Raw genomic sequence first — 18,197 nt, forward strand, 5'->3', positions numbered from 1 at the left:
CGCCGTCAGAGTGCCGGCGCATGCATCGTCGGCGGAATGGTGGCGGTTGGTACCCGCGGCGGGGAGCGAAGGTCCGGTCGAGCGGCTGGCGCTGTGGGATATTGGGGAGGCAGATCCGGCCACCGCTGGCTTGGCCGGGGTCTGGTACGGACTCCAGACCCTGCCCGGCGATGCGCCGGCGCCAACCGGTGCAGCCGGACTGCTGCTTAATCTGATGGACGTCCCGCCGGAACATGAAGACGAATTCAACGACTGGTACGATACCGAGCATGTCCCGCGCTTTTCCGCGATCGAGGGCGTGCTTTTGGCGCGACGGTTCCGCAGCGATACGGCGTCGCCCCGTTATGCGGCGTTTTATCATCTGACATCGCTGGACGTCGTCGCCAGTGCGGCATGGCGCGCGGCGGCGACCACGCCCTGGACGGCCCGAATGCGCTCGATCCGGTACAATAACAGACGTTTGCTGTTCCAGCCCGACTGAGCCGGCCTAGGGGCGCCCCGGCGATATCAGGTGGGAATGGCGAAATTGGTCGCAATGGCCGAGGGGCGCTTCTCGAATGATTTATACCATTGCTGCAGCGCGGGCCGCGCTGTGCGCCATCCCTGCTCCGGAAAGCGGAAGTCGATATAGGACAGAAGAACACCCAGGGTCAGCGTGCCGACGGTGAATTTGATCTTCTTGTCCCGCGAAACGACGCTTTCGCACCAGTCGAGCCCGCGTGTCAGACGAGTCTGATACATTGTCAGCAGTTTCTCCGATCGACACTCGACGGGACGACGCAGCTCCGCACGCCAAAGCAACAATATTGCCAGCAGCTCGTCGGCCATCCCTTGCAATGTCATTGCCGTCCATCTTTCCGCCCCCGCCGGAAACAATGAACCGCGACCAAGCTCGTTCAGATATTCCGCGATCACCGGCGAGTCGGCGATCATCAGACCATCATCCATAACGAGAGTTGGCAGCTTTCCGATCGGATTAACTGCGGCGAATTCCGGGTTCGGCGTGGTTTGCGGAACGGCAATGGGGATCAACTCGATGGCGTTAGCCAGGCCGACTTCGTGCGCGACCATCAGGGCCTTGCGCGCGAACGGAGACCTGGATGACCAGAATAGCTTCATTGTTCGCCGAACTCATAGATGTCGATCGTACGGTCCCCAGCCCGGATGCGGTCGATCTTTGTGCGTTCATCGGCCTCGCGCAATTCACCGGCCTTCAGAACATCGTCCACGTGAGCGCTTGGAACTGCTACCACGCCATCGCGATCCCCGACGATCAAATCCCCGGGCGCTATCTCTGCCCCTCCGATCCTGATCGTCTGTTGCAGACGGTCGGGCTCGCCAAATCCCTTGATCGTGCCTTGGATGCATATGCCCTTGGAGAAAACGGGAAACGGCGCTTCGACTAGTCCTGCGGTGTCACGCACGCCGCCATCGATGACCAGGCCGCCCAGCTTCAACGCCAATGCCGCCTCGTTCAGAATGTCGCCCCAATAGCCGCCCTCCACGCCGCCGCCAGTCGTCACCACGAGGATATCACCGGGACGGGCGCGATAAAGTGCGCGATGAATCCACAGATTATCCAGCGGCGGCACCGTTACCGTAAAGGCGGGACCAGACAGCACCATCGTCGGTGCAACAGGCTTGATTGACGAAGGCAGCGCACCGATCCGGCCCGCTGCCTCGTGCAAAGTTGCGGCACCTAATATTCCCGCCCTCTCAATCTGCGCCGGCGTCAGCACTGCGTTCGTCATTCAGATTTCCCTCCATCGTTCCCTTTGCATCACGCGATCATCACCTCGATCAGCGCCTGCCGGCGCTCATCGCGAATAATGCGCGCTGCCTCCGCGAGAGTAACGTCCAACGTGGCAGGGTCCTCCACCCGCGCAGTCCATGCCCGCGATGCTTCGGCTACCTTGCAGAGGTCTGGCACCGGCTCCAGCGACGTCAGCGGCACGGTGTTGGCGCGCGCCGCGTAGCTGTCCGGATAGATGGCGAGCGACGTCGATTCGACCGCGCGCCACACGCCATTGTTGAAGACGACGGTCAGGACCGGCAGTTTGAGCGCCTCGGCGACCTGATGGCAGGCGACCGGATTGGCGAACATATAGCCGCCCTCGCCCATGGTCGCGACGACAAGCCGTTCGCGGTCCGCCAATTGAAAGCCAAGCGCGGCAGGCAGGCTCCAGCCCAATCCACCGGCAATCGGATTCTGGAAAAACTGATCGTGGCCAGGCAGGTGCATGGACTTTGCGTCAGCGCCAAGTTCGCTGAAGATCGTCCCGGTGTCGCCGACCAGACGGGCCAGCGCGTGACTAACCGACTGTCTGTCCAGACGATGAGCGGGCGCCGACGATGCAGCCGGCGATGCAAGCGCCTGTTCGCGGCGGCTCGCCAGACGCGCGGTGACCTCGGCAATACGCGGCGTCCGGTCACGGGCGGACATTCGCGGCGAAAGCCCGGCGATTATGTCCGCTATCTGGCCGGTCAGGGCAACGTCCGCGGGGAAATCGCGGACTGGAGTACGCAGATGATAGGGATCGGCGCCGCACTGGATCACCTTCGCGCCGGGCTTCAGCGTGTCGCGATGCGGCATCCACGGCACGATCGTATCAAGAACCAGCACCAGGTCTGCCCCACCGATTTCGGGGGCCACGTTAAAGCCAGCATGCATCGACGATTGGCCAGATATCGACAGCCGGGTGGGTGACATTTCGACGACAGGTATGCCGTAGCGCTCTGCAAATTCGCCAAGCGCGCGGAACGCCGCCGCATCGGGCGCACCGCCACCGCGCTGCGCGACGATCAGGGGCGTTTCGGCCGCATCGAGCATGGCCGCCGCGCGATCCAGATCGGCGGGATTGGGACTGATCCGGGCGGTGGCATTGCGTGGCATGTCGGAGGTGACAGACACATTGGCACACAGCACTTCACGGGGGAGGCCCAGATAGACGGGGCCGCGCGGTTCCGACCGCGCAGCGGCGCATGCACGGTCGACCAGCCCCGCCGTCTGGTCGGGATGAACCAGCATGCCGTCCCATTTCGTGGTGTCGCGGACCAGCCCGAACTGGTCGCGCATATTCTGCCCCCAGGCAATTGGGGAGGTGCGGTGTCCTTTGGGGCCGGTGTCCATGACCGGGGTTATGCCGCTGGCCAGCAAAATCGGGATCTGGTCGGAGGCGGCGTTAAGCATCCCCATCACCGCATTTGCGAGCCCGACATTCGTATGGACCATCACCGCCTGCATCTCACCAGTCGCGAGATAATAACCATGAGCCATGCCGATTGCCGCCGATTCATGCGGGATGACAACGGCCTGCGGAAATTCCTCACCCGTTGCCTGTCCACGCGCGATTGCCTCAATGACTGGCGCAAAGTCCGTGCCGGCATTGGCGAAAAAATAGCGCACGCCGTTTTCGGCAAGCCGGCGCAGGAATATCGTTCCGGCGCTCTCGGCAGAGCCCTGATCATCACGCTGCGGGGGCGGGGTTCGATCTGTCATAGCCGAACCTAATGCCCTTTTTCCTTCTAATGTTCAATTCCCTGGTTTATTGAACTTTCGAAACAGCGCCATGGGGAGATGCAGTGATGGCACGGCGAGAGGCCCAGACGGCAATCCGGGCGTTGATGAACCCGGATAGTGTCGCGGTGATCGGAGTTTCCCGGCGTAAAGGCACCGCCGGGCGTATTGCACTCGAAAGCCTTCTGCTTAACCGCCCCCAATGTGCTTATCATGCGATCGGCAGTGGTGCCGCCGCATTTTCGGGCTGCACCGCCCATGACGCAATCGAGGACCTGCCCGCCGGCATCGACCTCGTTATTCTCGCTATCCCTGCAGAAGCGACAAAAGACGCCGTATCACGTTGCGCCGCTCGCGGAGTACGCGCGGCCGTGATCTTCGCATCCGGATTTGCAGAATCTGGCAATGCGAGCGAGCAAGAAGAAATCGCGGCAATCGCCGCCAATGCCGGAATGCTGCTTCTCGGCCCAAACAGTCTTGGCTTTACCAATCATGTGGCGGGATTCGCCGTCACGTTCGCGATCGCGCGCAAAATTGCGCAACTTGATCCCGCATCCCTACAGCCGGGTGTGGCAATCGTGGCGCAGAGCGGCGGAATGATGGCCTATACGCGCAGTAATCTTGCCGCGGCGAACCTCCCCGTTTCATACGCAGTCGCGACCGGCAATGAGGCCGGCCTCACCCTCGCAGATTTCGTCGCCTTCCTGGCACTTGATGAACAGACCAATGTGATCGCCGTATACGCCGAGGAGATCCGCGACCCGGACGCCTTCCTGGAGGCGACGGCGCTGGCGCGCGCGAATGGAAAGCCCGTCGTCCTGATCCATCCCGGACGCAGCACCAGCGCGAAGGCCGCCGTTCAGTCGCACACGGGCGCGCTGGCCGCAGACTATTCGATCATGATGCTGGCGCTGGAGCGTGCCGGGGTCATCTGCGCCGCGACGATGGAAGAGTTCGTCGACATCGTCGAGATCGTCGCGCGCTATCCCGATGCGATCACGGGCGGGCTGGGGATCGTTACCTTTTCCGGCGGCTTCGTCGCGCTGGCGCATGATTTTTGCGAGGGCAAGATCGATTTCCCTGCATTGGCGGCCGACACGACCGAGCATCTCAAGGACGTGCTCCCACCCTACATCCCCCCTGGCAACCCCCTCGATCTGGGCACCCAGGCTATCTGGCAACCCGAAATCGCGGGTATTGGAACCAGCGCGTTGCTTGAGGACCCCGCCATCGGATGCGTCCTGATCGCGATCGCGACGGCACCGCCCCCGGAGCAGCAACGCTGGGGGCCACATGTTGCAAAAGCAATTGCCGCAAGCCGCAAGCCCTCGATCCTGGCGCTGCCTCCTGTCCCGCTGGCACCCGAACTTGAGGCGCTTCGCGCATCCGGTGAGCTGATTATCAGCCGCTCACCTGAACGCTCCATGCGCGCGCTCGCCGCTCTCACCCGCCATGCCCGCCGGGTATCGTCATCAGCGTCTGCCCCTGGCGCGATGGCATTGCCGCCAGATCTCGATCCGGCAGCGGCAGCAGGAAGCGAAGCGCGTTCAAAGGCATTGATGGCCCGCCTGGGGATGACGGTTCCGGCAGGCGCGCTGGTCGACACGGCAGAGGCGGCGGTGGCGCAGGCGGAAAGGATCGGCTGGCCGGTTGTCCTGAAGGCGCATGTCGATGGCCTGCTACACAAAAGCGACGCCGGGGGCGTGCGGGTCGGCATCGCCGACGCGGCGGCAATGCGGATGGCGTGGGACAGGATGAGCCAGGATCTGGCGCGACACAATCCATCCTTCGCGCTCGACCAGGCCCTGGTGGAGGGAATGGCCCCGGCAGGTGTGGAGATGGTAATCGGCGCGCGGCGGGATCCGCGCTGGGGGCCCGTCCTGCTGGCGGGGATGGGCGGCATCTTTGTCGAGGTACTGCGCGATACGATCCTGCTTGCCGCCGATCTGGACCCGGAATCCATCAGAGCCGAGCTGGCACGGCTGCGCGGCTATCCCCTGCTAGCTGGAGTCCGTGGGCGACCACCTGCGGATGTGGACGCCGTCGCGCAGGCGCTGGCAGCTCTTGGCAAGCTGATGATCGCTTATCCCGAAATTGCCGAGGTGGAGGTCAACCCGCTGATCGTTCATGAACAAGGCGCGACTGTTGCGGACGTGTTGCTGCACCCTGCCTAGATCGCCTCCGTGTCGCGGACCTGCGCTCAATGCGGTTCGATGATGACATGTTCCTGGGTATAATAGCCGCGCGCCAGGCCGATCGTCGCGGCGCCATCGGCATACCAGGCCTTGCCTTCGGGAGAGGTCACGCCGGGGTAGCTGCGGTCCTTGTGCCAGGACTGCGCGATGCCGTCGATATCGCCATATGGATTGCGAAACGGCGGAATATCGTCCCTCGTAGCGGGGTGCATCACTTCGTTCAGGATCAATCCCTCAACCTCTGGCACCGCTTTCGCGAGCGATCCGTGAACCTTGACCCAATGATCGACGAACTGGGCGTGGGTCGTCTCCGGCTTTCGCCGCAAGACGGACAATAGACCCTTGCCACCGCGCTTGACGGGCAGGATTACATTCTCCTTCACGCGATAGCCCTGAATTTCACCGACGAACATCGGGCCATCCTCGTACCATGCGCGGGCTTCTGGCGGGGCGTTCGGATTGCTTGGCGAATTGCTGGCCAGCTTCCACGACTCCGCGACACCGTCAATCTCGATCGCCTCGCCGCCGGGAATGTCCCGGCGCCCGCGGGTCGCGCCCAGCACCTCGTTGCAGACCATTCCCCGCATGCCCGGAATGTCGAGTGCCATCGGCGCATGCACGCCCAGCCAATATCGCATGAATTCTTCATGCGATACGCCGGGCTTGCGTATCAAAAACGTCAGGGATTTGGTAATTTCCTGCCCCTGTGACTTAGGGGGACGGGCACGCGCGGGAACGGCGACAGACAGTGCGACGGCGCTCGCCAAAATCTCACGCCTGCTCAAGCCAGGTGCTGACCGATTGTTCATCCAAAATCCTCCCCATTTGCGCGCGCTCCTTTGTGAAAATATTAGTTTAGTAGGGCGGCGGCACGAATATGTGATCTTGCGTTACAAACCGCAGGAAAGGCCCGAAATGTGCCGCCCCGTCGGCAAGCCAGGCGCGGCGTTCAGGCGTATCGGGCGTGCGCTCGTCAGGATCGGTAGAGAGCCAGCTTTCGCCGATCATGTCGATATCGTGCAGACCAGGGATCGACGGGATACCAGGCATCGTCACGTGATTTACGACTTCGGAAAGGACATAGCCGCGCAACCCCGGCACTTTTTCGGACAAGGGCCCGTGCACCTCGAGCATGTGACGGACGAACGCCTTGCGCGTCATATCCTTGCGCCGCGAAATCAGCGTCATGACTTTCAACCCGCTGCGAACGGGGGGAGCGAAGAAATGCTCGCGTGTGGAGAAAATATCGAGGGCGCCGATATAACGCGGCGCCGCCGCCAGCCATTCGCGGACATGGGGATTGGTTTTTGCCTGCTCGGCGCGCCTTACCCCTGCGGGCTGCCAGGATTCGGTAATCCCATCGATCGGCAGGGGCGGAGCGCCCGCATCACGTCCCCGCGCCGGATCGGCAACGACCTCGCCCAGCACAAAACCGTTCAGTTCGGGCACCTGCCGGGCGCCGGGACCATGCTCGCCCAGCCAGTGACCGAGAAATGCACTTCGGCTTAGCCGCGACTTGCGCATGATTATTGAGATCGACTTGGTCAATTTCGGCTTTTTCAGCAAGGTGGCCCCCACTGGCATGTGCGAGGCCACAGCCATCGCGGTGAATCCATATTTGAGCAGCTCGCGTCGTGGAACATGGGCGGTCTCGTCCGACATGGATCTCTCCGGATGGTTGCGATCGTGCGGCATCAACTGCCCATTTCGCGTCTCTCGACTCATATAAGCTTATAAGCTAGTCTTTTGATGGTCAATTGGCGCAGAGAGGGAATCCAGGGAGAGAAAAAATGGGCGGGATCTCGCGTCGGAATCTCAACATATCCTTGGCTGGTGCCGCTGTAGCGGCGGCTGTCGATGCGTCGCCGGCCCCTGCGAAGAGCAGGTCACGGTTCAAATTTACGGAATTCGTCAGGCGCGCAGCTGGGCTTTCGCCAAGCCAATTCGTCACGCATTGGCACGAGACCCGTGCGCCCTTGCTGCGGAGTCTGCCAGGAATAAGCGGCCTCGTGTTTAATCACACCATTGCCGAACGCTCCCCCGACGCACGATACGATGCGGTGATTGAGATGTGGTTCGATGATGAGGCCGCTTATCGCCGGGCCTTTGAAGCCGCCGATCCTGCATTACTGCGCGCATTGGCGGAGGATGTCGCACAGTTCATCGATCCCGACCCGCTCGCTTTTTCCACCACCGAGATGGCGCTGATTGAGCCGGAACCGAACTCTCCTGCCGGCACGGCAAAGCGGATCGGATTGGTCGGACGCCATCCTGGCACCAGCGAGGCGGCGTTTTTCCGCAAATGGCAGCATCATGGCGCGGAGGCGGCGCGCCAGCCCGGCCTGACCGAATATCGGCTGAACTTTCGCAAAGGCATACGCCCGCCCAGCAACGCATTCGATGGATATGCCGCCTTGTGGTGGTCAGATTGGGAAGCGTTCGAGGCCGCGCGTATCGCCATTCGCCCGCAACTGGGGGAGCGGTTGGCATTTTTCGACGCACACATGCTGATCTATGTCGAAGAGCAAATTGTCATCGCGCCCGCGCGTTAGCCGATAACATCCCCCGGCCTAGGCAAACCCATAGAGACGTGCCGGATTGTCCACCAGAATGCGCTGTATCAATGACGCGTCGCCGTCGACCCAGTCGTCTAACAGCCTCAGCAGGTCGCCGGGATCGGGCTGTTTCGCCAGGTTGAGGAGCGGCCAATCGGTCCCCCAGACCAGCTGATCGGGATTGGCGGCGACCATGGCATCGTGAAACGGCCGGATATCGGCATAGTCGTCCGGTCGCTGCGAATTGCGGAAGACAATCATCTTTACCCAAATGCGCCCATCGCGAAGCAGGCCGAGAATGCGCTGGAAGCCGGGATCGTCGACGGTTCGACCAGAAGGTGTAATCCGCGCCATATGGTCAAGCACCAATGGCACATTGAATGACAGCAGGGTGTCGAGCGATTCGATCAGCATATCGAATGGGGCAAATGTTTGGGCATGAAGGCCTGTTTCGCGGAGCGCCCCGGCCACCTGCGCGAGCCTGTCGAAACCGGCCGCCCCTGCCAGCCGCTTGCCGCTCTGCTTGCTGATGATTTCCGTGAAGCGGGCACCGCACATGCCATTTTTCTTCAGGGTATCGAGACGGGCTGCGTCAAAATCCTGATCGACAACCGCGATACCGCGCCGGGCATCGGGATGGCGTGCAATCGCGTCCAGTGTGCAGCGATTATCGGTGCCATAGGCTGAAGCCTGAACGATCACCGCCCGGTCAAAACCCAATGTCGACAGCATCGCATCGTGCGCCTCCGCAGGGGCCAGCGGCGGCGTGTACGAACGTCCCGTTGGCAGCGGATAGGTATCGAAGGGGCCGAAAACATGGGCGTGAGTATCGCATGCGTTTGGCGGCAGCTTTTTTGGCGGTGCCGTTACCTTGGGCAGTTCGAAAATTTCTTCCGCCATAACAACCTCTCCAGATACATTCAGACGATAAGCATAAATCATTAGACTAGTTATACGTGTTTTTCTATATTTCCATCTGTCGTGCTGCGACATAAGCGAGGCGGGCTCAGCCGGCCCGTCAACCCGGAAGGATTGCCATGACACTGCCGTCCGGAGCAAAAACCAAGCCGCTCGCTGCTGACTCGCCTCTGACCGGCTATCAGTTGATGGTCGTATTGTTGTGCGTGTTTATCAATATTTGCGATGGTCTGGACACCACGGCAACATCATTCGCCGCGCCGGTGCTTATCCAGGATTGGAATCTGCCAGCGGCGACAATGGGTAGTATACTCAGCATCGGCTCTGCAGGGCTGATGGTCGGTGCGTTACTTGTGTCGCCCCAGGCCGACCGGTTTGGACGGCGACCATTGATCATCGCGGCCACGCTGATCAGCGCACTCGCGATGTTCGGTATGGGATTCAGCACCTCGCTTGAAATGCTGGTCATATTCCGGTTCATCTCAGGGGTTGCGGTCGGGTCATTGCTCCCCTCGCTCAGCGTCATGGTGATCGAATATTCGAACGAGGCGCGCGGCAACATGTTTCTCGCTATTGTCCACATCGGTTTTGCGATCGGGGCAATGCTCGGCGGAGCGCTGGGGTCCGCGCTATTGGGTGATTATGGCTGGCGGTCCATTTTCCTTTCCGCAGGATGCCTGACTGCGCTGGCGGGTCTGGCCAGCGCCGTGCTGCTGCCTGAATCGCTGCACTTCCTGGTTACGCGCCAGCCGCGCAACGCGCTTCAGCGCGCCAATCGCCTGCTGACCCGCCTCAAGGTGCAGACGCTCGACGCCCTGCCTGAAAAAACAGTGCCCAAACGCAACGCACCCATCCCTGTTCGCGCGCTGTTTACAAAGATGCTGGTGGCGGCAACGCTGTTTCTTTGGGCTGCGGCCTTCCTGCGCTATTTCGTCAGCTACTTCCTGACGAGCTGGAAGCCGCAACTGTTCGTACTCTCGGGCTTCACCCCGGAGAACGCTGCAATGGTCGGTATTTTCACCAGCTTCGCAGCGGCGATTGGGGTGCTCACCATGGGCTTTGCCGCAACGCGTCTTGGCGCGCCCCGCGCAGCAGCGATCACCTTCGCCATGTGCGCGATCAGCCTGTTCGGGTTTGGCATGTTCGATGCCCCGGCCGCGCTGATCGCATTCGCCGTCCTCGCCATGTTCTCGGTAGAGGCGACCTTTTCGGGCATTATGATCACGGCTGCGCGGCTATATCCTGACGAAATTCGCGCCACCGGCGTGGGTTTTGCAGTCGGCATCGGTCGCGTGGGCGCGATCGCCGGCCCCTATTTCGGTGGCGTCGTGATCGGCATGGGCCTGGATCGTTCCAGCGTCATGCCGATTTACGCCGTTGCGGCCATTCTGGGCACAGTCGCGATCCTGTGTGTGGGGGCGCATGGGCAGTTTCGTCGGCGCCGCGGCGCGATTACAGAGGTGGCGGAATAAGCGCATGACAATAGCGACCGAAAGCATTGGCAAGCTGCTTAACCCCAAATCCATAGCGATTATCGGCATCGCCGATCCGTCCGACAAAAGCATGCCGCTGACCCATTGGGAGACGATGGGGGTACGGGCGCTGGCCAATCTTGAAAGGTTCTCCTTTGCGGGCGACCTGCATCTGGTCAGCCGCTCTCCGCAAATTGGCGAACGCGCCACGCTCGCCAGTATCGAAGAATTACCCGCCGGGGTCGACGTCGCCTTGCTCGCCGTTGACGCGGAAGATGCGGCGGATACCCTTCGGGCATGCGCGGCCCGATCGGTCCGCGCCGCTATACTTTACGCCTCTGGCTTTGCAGAGGCTGGGCCAGAAGGGCGCGCGCGTCAGACGGAGCTCGGCCGCATCGCGCGGGAAAGCGGCATATTGCTGCTGGGGCCCAACACGGTCGGACTTAGCAATTTTGTCGAGGGCGTGTCTCTGTCCTTTGGCAACCACAAGCCGATTGCGCTGACCGGAAAAGGCGTGGCGCTGTTTACTCAGACCGGTGGTGTCAGCGGCCAGTCACGACTGGCACTAGAGGCGCTGGGAGTGCCGGTTTCCTATTCGATATGCACGGGTAACGAGGCGCATCTGTCAATCGTCGACCTGATCGAATTCATCGCCGGAGACGCCAATACGGGCGTCGTGCTCGTCTATGCCGAAGGGGTTCGGGAAGGCGAGCGGTTGATCGCCGCGATCCGCACAGCGCGGTCGGCGGGCAAGCATGTCGTCATGCTTCACCCAGGCTGGAGTGAGGCCGCCCGTGCGGCGGCGGCGGCCAGTACCGGCGCGATCATCGAGGATCGGGAGGCGCTGCTGCATGCTATTGTCGACGCGGGCGCGATCGTCGTCGACACGCTGGAAGAATTGTGGGACGCGGGCGAGATCCTGCTGCGCTTCGACGCCCCACCCGCCGCGCCCATTGCCGTGGTCACGGATGGCGGCGTGAAGGGGATATTGGCGGATAGCTGCGCGCGCGAGGAACTGTCACTGGCCGGGTTCCCGCCGGACCTCGTCGATAGGTTGCGTGCCGAAATCCGCGAAGGTGAACCCGCAAATCCGCTTGATCTGTCGGGACAGGGGCTCACTGACTGGGACGTCTATGGCCGTGTGCTGCGCTGCCTGCTCGACCATCCGGCGGTGGGTGGTATCATGCTGTCGATCATGCCCGGCCCGCCCGACATCGGCCTGCGCAATGCGCGCGCCACACTGTCGCAACTGGGCACGGTCAGCAAACCGCTGGTCTATGTGATGATGGGCGATACCAGTCCGTTGGCGCCTGAACTGATGGCGGAAATGGCCGCCGCCGGCATCCCTTTTCGGCGCTCGCCGGAGCGGGTCATTCGCGTTCTCGCACGCATGAGAATGTCGGAAAAGGCGTGCGCCTGAACATTCGGATCGCGGCGGCGGCGTCAAGCGACGGTGGCTGGATCGGCCACGCCCGCGCCGGCGGCGGCGGTCAGAACGACGATGGTCCACTCAGCCTTTCCATTAACCCCCAAGACACCGACGCGCCTGCATTGTTGATGTGGACGGGCGAAGCCATCGGCACAACGCCATCCTTGCCGAACCCGCATGCGATATTGCTGACCAATTTTATCGATATTGGCGCGGAAAATGCTTCCGAATTCAATGCCTGGTACGATAGCGAGCATTTGCCGAGACTAAGTGCGGTGCCCGGCGTCGCGCGTGCCATGCGGTATCGCGCGACATCCGGTTCGCCGCTCTATCTCGCTATATTCGAGCTGTCCGACGCGCGCATTGCCGAGGGGCCGGAATGGCTGGTCGCCGCGCGAACACCGTGGACGGCTCGCATGAAGCGACTGAGCCTAAGCTATCGTAGTTATATGTTCGTGCCGGTTTAGACGTCAGGCCTTATTTCTTAAGAATGGTAACGGCGCAGTTACCGCCTGCACCCAGGACATGCGCAAGACCGACATTCGCGCGTTCGAGCTGGCGTGGCCCCGCCTCGCCGCGAAGCTGCAGCACCAGTTCGTGAACCTGACCCAGATGCGAAGCGCCCACCGGCTCTCCCTTGGAGATCAGGCCACCACTCATATTGACGGGATGGCGCCCGGTCATTTCGGTCACCCCCTCGTCGATCAGCCTGCCGCCCTCGCCGCGGGGGCAAAGCTCCAGCTCCTCATAGATTTCGAGTTCGCAAAAGGCGTCGGTGTCCTGCACTTCGAAACAGTCAATGTCCTTGGCGCCCAAACCGGCGCGCTCATAGGCCATGGCGGCGGTCACCTCGGTCGGCCCCTCATTTTGCGTCGTGCCACTCATCGCCTCGGCGGGGCAGCGGAAGTCGGCGGAATAGCGGGCGATTGAATGGGTACATGCCGCGATTCGGATCGGGGAACGCGCGCCGATCCGCCTGGCATAGGCCTCCGATGCCACGATGACAGCCGCCGCGCCGTCATCCGGCGCACAGATTTCCAGCCGCCGGATCGGATCGCAGATCAGCGGCGAGCCGAGGATCTCCTCCATGGAGAATTCCTTGCGATACATCGCGTTGGGATTATGGACGCTGTTGCGGTGGTTTTTATAGGCGATCTTGGCGATCTGCTCCTCGGTCGTGCCATAATCATGCATGTGCCGCATCGCCCGCATTGACCAATATGCGGGGTTCAGGGACATGCCCATTTCAATCTGCCAGTCGGCATAGATCATGCGCGGATCCATGAACCCGCGCGGCATCTTTTCCGCCCCCAGCACCATGACCACGTCGCACTCGCCCGACTTGATGGCGAGCACTGCCTGGCGCAGGGCGACCCCGCCGCTGGCGCATGCAGCTTCGACGTCGACGATCGACATGTCCGTTGCACCCAGTTTTCGCAAAATGCGCGCGCCAGACGTCGCCGGCAGGTACATGCGCGAAAGATAGGAGGCGTCGATGTCGCTCCATTTAAGCCCGGCATCCTGCAGCGCCATCCGCGCCGCATGGGAACCGATGACCTCGGCGCTCTCTTCGAACCGACCGAACGGATGGATGCCGGCGCCGATAATGACCACTTCGCTCATGTCAGGCCTGCTCCACCGGTCGATAGTCGAATTCGACAACATTGTCGGTGCGCAGAACCGGACGGAATCGGACCGGCATTCCGATCTTCACTGCGTCGGGATCACCCGCAATCGGCGCGACCACACGAATTCCTTCGGGCAGATCGACCAGCGCCATTGCAAAGGGCTGGAACGGATCGCCACCCTTATAATTCCCTGGGGGACGATAGCGTACAACGGTGTAAGACCAGACACTGCCATCGTCCGACAGGCGAATATCGGTCATGTCTTCGCTGCTGCAATTAGGGCACAGCGCGTTGGCTCCCAAAGTTGTTTCTCCGCACTCGCCGCAGCGGCTTCCTGCAAGCCCGATGCTATCCAGTTGAGTGGTGGGCCCCGAAAAAAGATCGGCCCGTACGGGTTTCGGCAGGTCGGCTTCGCTCACGGCTGGCAGCTCCAATTAGGGTTTGGCGCGCTCTATAGGTCAATTATATGACCTTTCAAAGCCCGCTTTTTGCTTAGCGCGAATGTCGCCTCAGGAAATCGAGTAAAATGCCGTTAAACGCCTCCGGCTTTTCCCAGAAAAGCGCATGTCCGGCGTCGGCAACAAATTGCACTTCGCAGTTCGGGATATGACGGGCGGCCTGACCCATCAGGGCTGGCGGGGCATAAAGGTCAGCGCCGCCGGTCATCATCAGCATCGGGGTGCGGATGCGCGCGACAGAGGCCCAATCGGCCGTGCCGGCGCGCGGCTGACGAATGTCGGGACCGTGCCTTGCCGTACGTTCAATTGCCTCCCAGCGCTTAACGCCCGCCGGGTCCGCCGCGCGATATTCGGGGCCTAGTTCGCGAAATGTTGCGGGAAGGCTATGGAACTCCCTCGGTAGCAGCCGGTCCAGTGTCGCACGATAGTCGGGGTCCGTGAATCCCCCGAAACTCGACGCGACAGTCGCACTGATCAGCCGCCCCGGATGAAGCATGGCATAATCGATGACGGTGAAAGCCCCGGCAGCCGAACCCACCAAATGGCACCGGTCAAGCCCGAGCGCATCGACAAGCGCGGCAAGATCACCCGCCGCGGTGCCGGGATGCGCCGGATCTATCGCGCTCGACCCCTCATGCCCACGCCGCGAATATGCCAGCACGCGAAAGCCTGCAGCTTTCAGCGTAGGGATCTGGTGTTCCCAGCTTCGTGCGCTGCCGGTGGCGGGGTGCAAAAGGACGATCGCGTCACCGTCTCCCCCCGTGTCGGTACACCAGAGTTCGGCTCCCGGAACGGGGATTTTTCGTCCATGTTCTGCCGGCCCTGCCAGAGCCGCCCGTGACGTTGCACCAATTGCGACGGGAAGCAGGACGGCCTGTCGCAAAAGGCTGCGACGATCGATGCACATGTTCATTGCGAGTTCCCCTGCCCTCCGAGTCCCGTAATTTAGCGTCGCTTGCCGAGGCGTGTTAGGCTATCTGGCCTAATAGGTCAGATTATAGGGTGAATGATATTATGCAATGTGAGACGATTCAGTTTGATGTGACTGAGGGTGTAGCCCGCCTCATGCTGAATCGGCCTGAGCGGCTGAACAGTTTTACCGTCCAGATGCATGAGGAAGTTTCGGAAGCTTTGAAAATTGTCGAATCCGAAGATGCGGTTCGGACATTATTGATAACGGGGGCCGGTCGCGGGTTCTGCGCGGGGCAGGATCTGTCCAACCGCGTCGTTTCTGCAGATGCGGCCCCCGTCGATCTGGGGGATTCCGTTGAACGCTATTATTCGCCCCTCGTGCGGCGACTTGCGACGATGGACAAGCCGGTGATCTGCGCGGTCAATGGCGTCGCGGCCGGGGCTGGCGCGAACATCGCATTGGCATGTGACATCGTGTTCGCCGCACGCAGCGCAAGGTTCATTCAGTCCTTCGCCAATATCGGCCTTATTCCGGATTCCGGCGGCACCTGGATATTACCCCGCCTGATCGGTCAGGCGCGGGCACTGGGCCTTGCCATGACCGGCGAGCCCCTGTCCGCAGAAAAAGCCGAAAGCTGGGGCATGATCTGGAAATGTGTGGATGACGATCAGCTGGAGGCCGAAAGCAGCGCGCTCGCCCATAAATTTGCCAGCGGCCCGACCCGGGGTCTCGTTGCCACGAAACATGCGATCCGCGGATCCATGCTCAAAACGCTGGATGAGGAACTCGCCATCGAGCGGGATCTGATGCGCGAACTGGGCAACAGCGCCGATTATCGGGAGGGCGTCGCCGCCTTTATGAACAAGCGGCCCCCGGTTTTTACGGGTCGCTAGAATTCCCCGACGACGCGATGCGGTCTGAGCGAGATCATTGTTCCTGAACCACCGCCTCGCTGGAGCGACGCGTACCCGCCTGTTTCGACCCCAGCGCTTCACCATTTTTGAGCCTGACAGCCTCTGAGGAGACAAAGGCGCGCAGCTCCTCGACCTGCTCAGTCTGGAGATACTTCGACCAGCCGATCATGCCGGCGGGTTCGAGCGCCCCCTCCCACACGATCATGTGCCAAATATCCTTGTCAGACAATGAGGCCGACCTGCGAAGATCGGGGATGACATTGGACGAGACCGCGTTCGGTCCGTGGCACCGGTAGCAATATTTGCCATAAGCCGCCCGCCCGTTTTCGATCATTTCGGCGGAGAATGTCTCATCGGCTGGATTTGCGGGTGGTGCAGGTTCCGGTTCAGCGGGCAGCGTTGCCGTACCGCCAATTTTGAACGCAAGCATGCGTCCCGGCTGGCGCATCCGGGCCTCCGCGCCGCCGGTCATCGCGCCCGCACCCGCACCGGTGGAGATGGCGACATATTGGGCACCATCGACGCTGTAGCTGATGGGCGCGGCCTGGATGCCATTTGGTGTAGGCCAGCGCCATATTTCCTCGCCATCCCCTGCGCGGATCGCGACGAGTTCTCCGATCACTGTGCCCCTTCCCTGAAACACCAATCCGCCCGCAGTCGCCAATACGCCGCCGCCGCGATAGGGGACACGCCACGCTTCGCGTTGCTTCAGGGGATCCCAGGCCAGCAAATAGCTGGACCCGGCTTTGTGCTCAGAGATGATGCCGTGGTTGAATGGTCCCATCCTTACCGGCGTGAAGTCCGGATTGTTGCGGAACAGGGTCGAATTCTCGGCGACCGAGAAATAGGCGAGGCCCGTCTGCGGGCTGAACGCCATGGCATGCCAGTTGTGGGAACCGGCCGTCCCTGGCTTCCCAAGGAAAGGGCCGTCGGTGTAGCGCGAATTCTCGGCCTCCACCGGGCGGCCGGTCGCGATGTCGATACTTTTGGCCCAGGTCACCGGCACGGTTGGCTCGGCGGAGATCAGCTTTCCGGTTGCCCGGTCGATGACATAGAAAAAACCGTTCTTGGGGGCGTGCATCAGCGCCTTTCGCTTCGCACCGTCGATTTCCAGATCCGCAAGGATCATGGGCTGAGTCGAATTATAATCCCAGGCTTCCTGCGGATTTTCCTGGTAATGCCAGACATATTCCCCCGTATCGGCATCCAGCGCGACGATTGAGCAGAGAAACAGATTGTCGCCCTTGCCATCGGTCCGGTATTTCGGATTCCACGGCGAGCCATTGCCCGTACCGATGTAAAGCCGATTGAATTCGGCGTCGTACATGATCGTCTGCCATGCCGTACCGCCGCCACCTAATTTTGCGTAATCACCCGACCATGTCGGTCTGACCAGTTTTTCCATGACGCTGTCGGAGGCGGCACCGTCCGGGCCAGAAGCGGGGTCACCGGGGACGAGGTAAAAGCGCCAGATTTGCTTCCCCGTCTCAGCATCATAGGCGCTGACGAAACCCCGCGCGCCGAAATCGGCGCCCGCATTGCCGATGATCACCTTGTCGCGCACCACGCGCGGTGCACCTGTGATGGTCTGCATCCCCTGCGGATCCAGCGTCATCGTGCTCCAGACGACGCGCCCGTCACGCGCATCGAGCGCGATCAGCCGCCCGTCGAGCGCGGCGACATACACCTTCCCCTTATAGACGGCGACGCCGCGATTGACGACGTCGCAACATGCCTTTGCCCCGTCGGTGCCGGAGACCTCAGGATCGTAAAACCAGAGCTCCTTTCCCGTCGCCGCATCGAGCGCATAAACCTTGCTCCAGGACGTGCTGATAAACATGACGCCGTCGACCACGATGGGTTCACCCTCCTGACCGCGCGTGGTGTCATATTCGAAGAACCAGGCAGGCTTCAGATTGGCGACGGTGTCCGGATTGATCTGGTCCAGCAGCGAATAATGCTCTCCATTCAGCGTCCCGCCGTTGACGAGCCAGTTCTGTGGCTCTGCATTGGCCGCGAGCATCCGTGCGTCATCGATCGCGGCGATTTGCGAGACAGCCTTCAGCGACTCTGCATTATCTTCACCGGAGGCGGAGGGAGAGCATCCGGCCAGAAGCGCCAATGCGAGCGCGGCGACAAATACCAATCGTGATGACAGCCCTAGCACATGCCTTCCCCAACACCGAGCTAAAGACCAT

At 61.6% G+C, this 18,197-nt stretch carries 17 protein-coding genes; 7 read left to right on the plus strand and 10 right to left on the minus strand.

What is annotated here, in order from left to right; all coding sequences use genetic code 11:
- Positions 1–10: 10 nt before the first annotated feature.
- The gene (locus ACSMXM_RS12195) at positions 11–481 is read left to right on the plus strand and encodes a hypothetical protein (protein WP_460316522.1); all 471 of its coding nucleotides are present in this window, start codon (positions 11–13) and stop codon (positions 479–481) included.
- A gap of 26 nt (positions 482–507) precedes the next feature.
- On the opposite strand, the gene ACSMXM_RS12200 is transcribed toward ACSMXM_RS12195, so the two are convergent.
- From ACSMXM_RS12200 to ACSMXM_RS12210, 3 genes are read right to left on the minus strand one after another with little or no spacing between them, the layout of a single operon-like run.
- Positions 508–1,119, minus strand: a complete 612-nt coding sequence (locus ACSMXM_RS12200; RefSeq protein ID WP_460316523.1) for a glutathione S-transferase family protein — start codon at positions 1,117–1,119, stop codon at positions 508–510.
- Positions 1,116–1,751 (minus strand): RraA family protein, encoded by a 636-nt coding sequence (locus ACSMXM_RS12205; RefSeq protein WP_460316524.1) that lies wholly within the window; start codon positions 1,749–1,751, stop codon positions 1,116–1,118. Before ACSMXM_RS12205 ends, ACSMXM_RS12200 begins: the two co-directional genes overlap by 4 nt.
- A 29-nt stretch (positions 1,752–1,780) precedes the next feature.
- Complete coding sequence (locus tag ACSMXM_RS12210) at positions 1,781–3,499, minus strand: thiamine pyrophosphate-requiring protein (protein WP_460316525.1); 1,719 nt, start codon at positions 3,497–3,499, stop codon at positions 1,781–1,783.
- 86 nt (positions 3,500–3,585) lie between these two features.
- Between ACSMXM_RS12210 and ACSMXM_RS12215 the strand changes: the two genes are divergently transcribed.
- On the plus strand, positions 3,586–5,691 hold the full coding sequence (locus ACSMXM_RS12215) for an acetate--CoA ligase family protein (protein ID WP_460316526.1): 2,106 nt from the start codon (positions 3,586–3,588) through the stop codon (positions 5,689–5,691).
- Positions 5,692–5,717: 26 nt separating this feature from the next.
- On the opposite strand, the gene ACSMXM_RS12220 is transcribed toward ACSMXM_RS12215, so the two are convergent.
- Positions 5,718–6,479 (minus strand): EthD domain-containing protein, encoded by a 762-nt coding sequence (locus ACSMXM_RS12220; protein ID WP_460316528.1) that lies wholly within the window; start codon positions 6,477–6,479, stop codon positions 5,718–5,720.
- An 88-nt stretch (positions 6,480–6,567) separates the two neighbouring features.
- The gene (locus ACSMXM_RS12225; RefSeq protein ID WP_460316529.1) at positions 6,568–7,374 is read right to left on the minus strand and encodes an EthD domain-containing protein; all 807 of its coding nucleotides are present in this window, start codon (positions 7,372–7,374) and stop codon (positions 6,568–6,570) included.
- Positions 7,375–7,502: 128 nt separating this feature from the next.
- Here ACSMXM_RS12225 and ACSMXM_RS12230 point away from each other — a divergent pair, with 128 nt between their 5' ends.
- Entirely contained in the window at positions 7,503–8,264 is a 762-nt protein-coding gene (locus tag ACSMXM_RS12230; RefSeq protein WP_460316530.1) for an EthD domain-containing protein, read from the plus strand.
- 18 nt (positions 8,265–8,282) lie between these two features.
- Here ACSMXM_RS12230 and ACSMXM_RS12235 read toward each other — a convergent pair whose 3' ends face one another.
- Positions 8,283–9,167, minus strand: coding sequence for an amidohydrolase family protein (locus ACSMXM_RS12235; RefSeq protein ID WP_460316531.1), 885 nt, complete (start codon positions 9,165–9,167; stop codon positions 8,283–8,285).
- A gap of 137 nt (positions 9,168–9,304) precedes the next feature.
- Here ACSMXM_RS12235 and ACSMXM_RS12240 point away from each other — a divergent pair, with 137 nt between their 5' ends.
- From ACSMXM_RS12240 to ACSMXM_RS12250, 3 genes are read left to right on the plus strand one after another with little or no spacing between them, the layout of a single operon-like run.
- On the plus strand, positions 9,305–10,657 hold the full coding sequence (locus ACSMXM_RS12240) for an MFS transporter (protein ID WP_460316532.1): 1,353 nt from the start codon (positions 9,305–9,307) through the stop codon (positions 10,655–10,657).
- Positions 10,658–10,661: 4 nt separating this feature from the next.
- Positions 10,662–12,077: a CoA-binding protein gene (locus tag ACSMXM_RS12245; RefSeq protein WP_460316533.1), complete on the plus strand. Its 1,416-nt coding sequence runs from the start codon at positions 10,662–10,664 to the stop codon at positions 12,075–12,077.
- Complete coding sequence (locus tag ACSMXM_RS12250) at positions 12,068–12,553, plus strand: hypothetical protein (RefSeq protein WP_460316534.1); 486 nt, start codon at positions 12,068–12,070, stop codon at positions 12,551–12,553. The genes ACSMXM_RS12245 and ACSMXM_RS12250 overlap by 10 nt, the downstream gene beginning before the upstream one ends.
- Before the next feature lie 10 nt (positions 12,554–12,563).
- On the opposite strand, the gene ACSMXM_RS12255 is transcribed toward ACSMXM_RS12250, so the two are convergent.
- From ACSMXM_RS12255 to ACSMXM_RS12265, 3 genes are all read right to left on the minus strand, one after another.
- Positions 12,564–13,709 (minus strand): thiolase family protein, encoded by a 1,146-nt coding sequence (locus ACSMXM_RS12255; protein WP_460316535.1) that lies wholly within the window; start codon positions 13,707–13,709, stop codon positions 12,564–12,566.
- A 1-nt stretch (position 13,710) separates the two neighbouring features.
- Positions 13,711–13,974, minus strand: coding sequence for a Zn-ribbon domain-containing OB-fold protein (locus ACSMXM_RS12260; RefSeq protein ID WP_460316536.1), 264 nt, complete (start codon positions 13,972–13,974; stop codon positions 13,711–13,713).
- A 232-nt stretch (positions 13,975–14,206) separates the two neighbouring features.
- Complete coding sequence (locus ACSMXM_RS12265; RefSeq protein WP_460316537.1) at positions 14,207–15,085, minus strand: alpha/beta fold hydrolase; 879 nt, start codon at positions 15,083–15,085, stop codon at positions 14,207–14,209.
- Positions 15,086–15,186: 101 nt separating this feature from the next.
- Here ACSMXM_RS12265 and paaG point away from each other — a divergent pair, with 101 nt between their 5' ends.
- Positions 15,187–15,978: a 2-(1,2-epoxy-1,2-dihydrophenyl)acetyl-CoA isomerase PaaG gene (gene paaG, locus ACSMXM_RS12270; RefSeq protein ID WP_460316539.1), complete on the plus strand. Its 792-nt coding sequence runs from the start codon at positions 15,187–15,189 to the stop codon at positions 15,976–15,978.
- Positions 15,979–16,012: 34 nt separating this feature from the next.
- On the opposite strand, the gene ACSMXM_RS12275 is transcribed toward paaG, so the two are convergent.
- Complete coding sequence (locus ACSMXM_RS12275; RefSeq protein ID WP_460316540.1) at positions 16,013–18,166, minus strand: PQQ-dependent dehydrogenase, methanol/ethanol family; 2,154 nt, start codon at positions 18,164–18,166, stop codon at positions 16,013–16,015.
- Positions 18,167–18,197: the final 31 nt, after the last annotated feature.

This window comes from Pacificimonas sp. ICDLI1SI03, assembly GCF_054740865.1.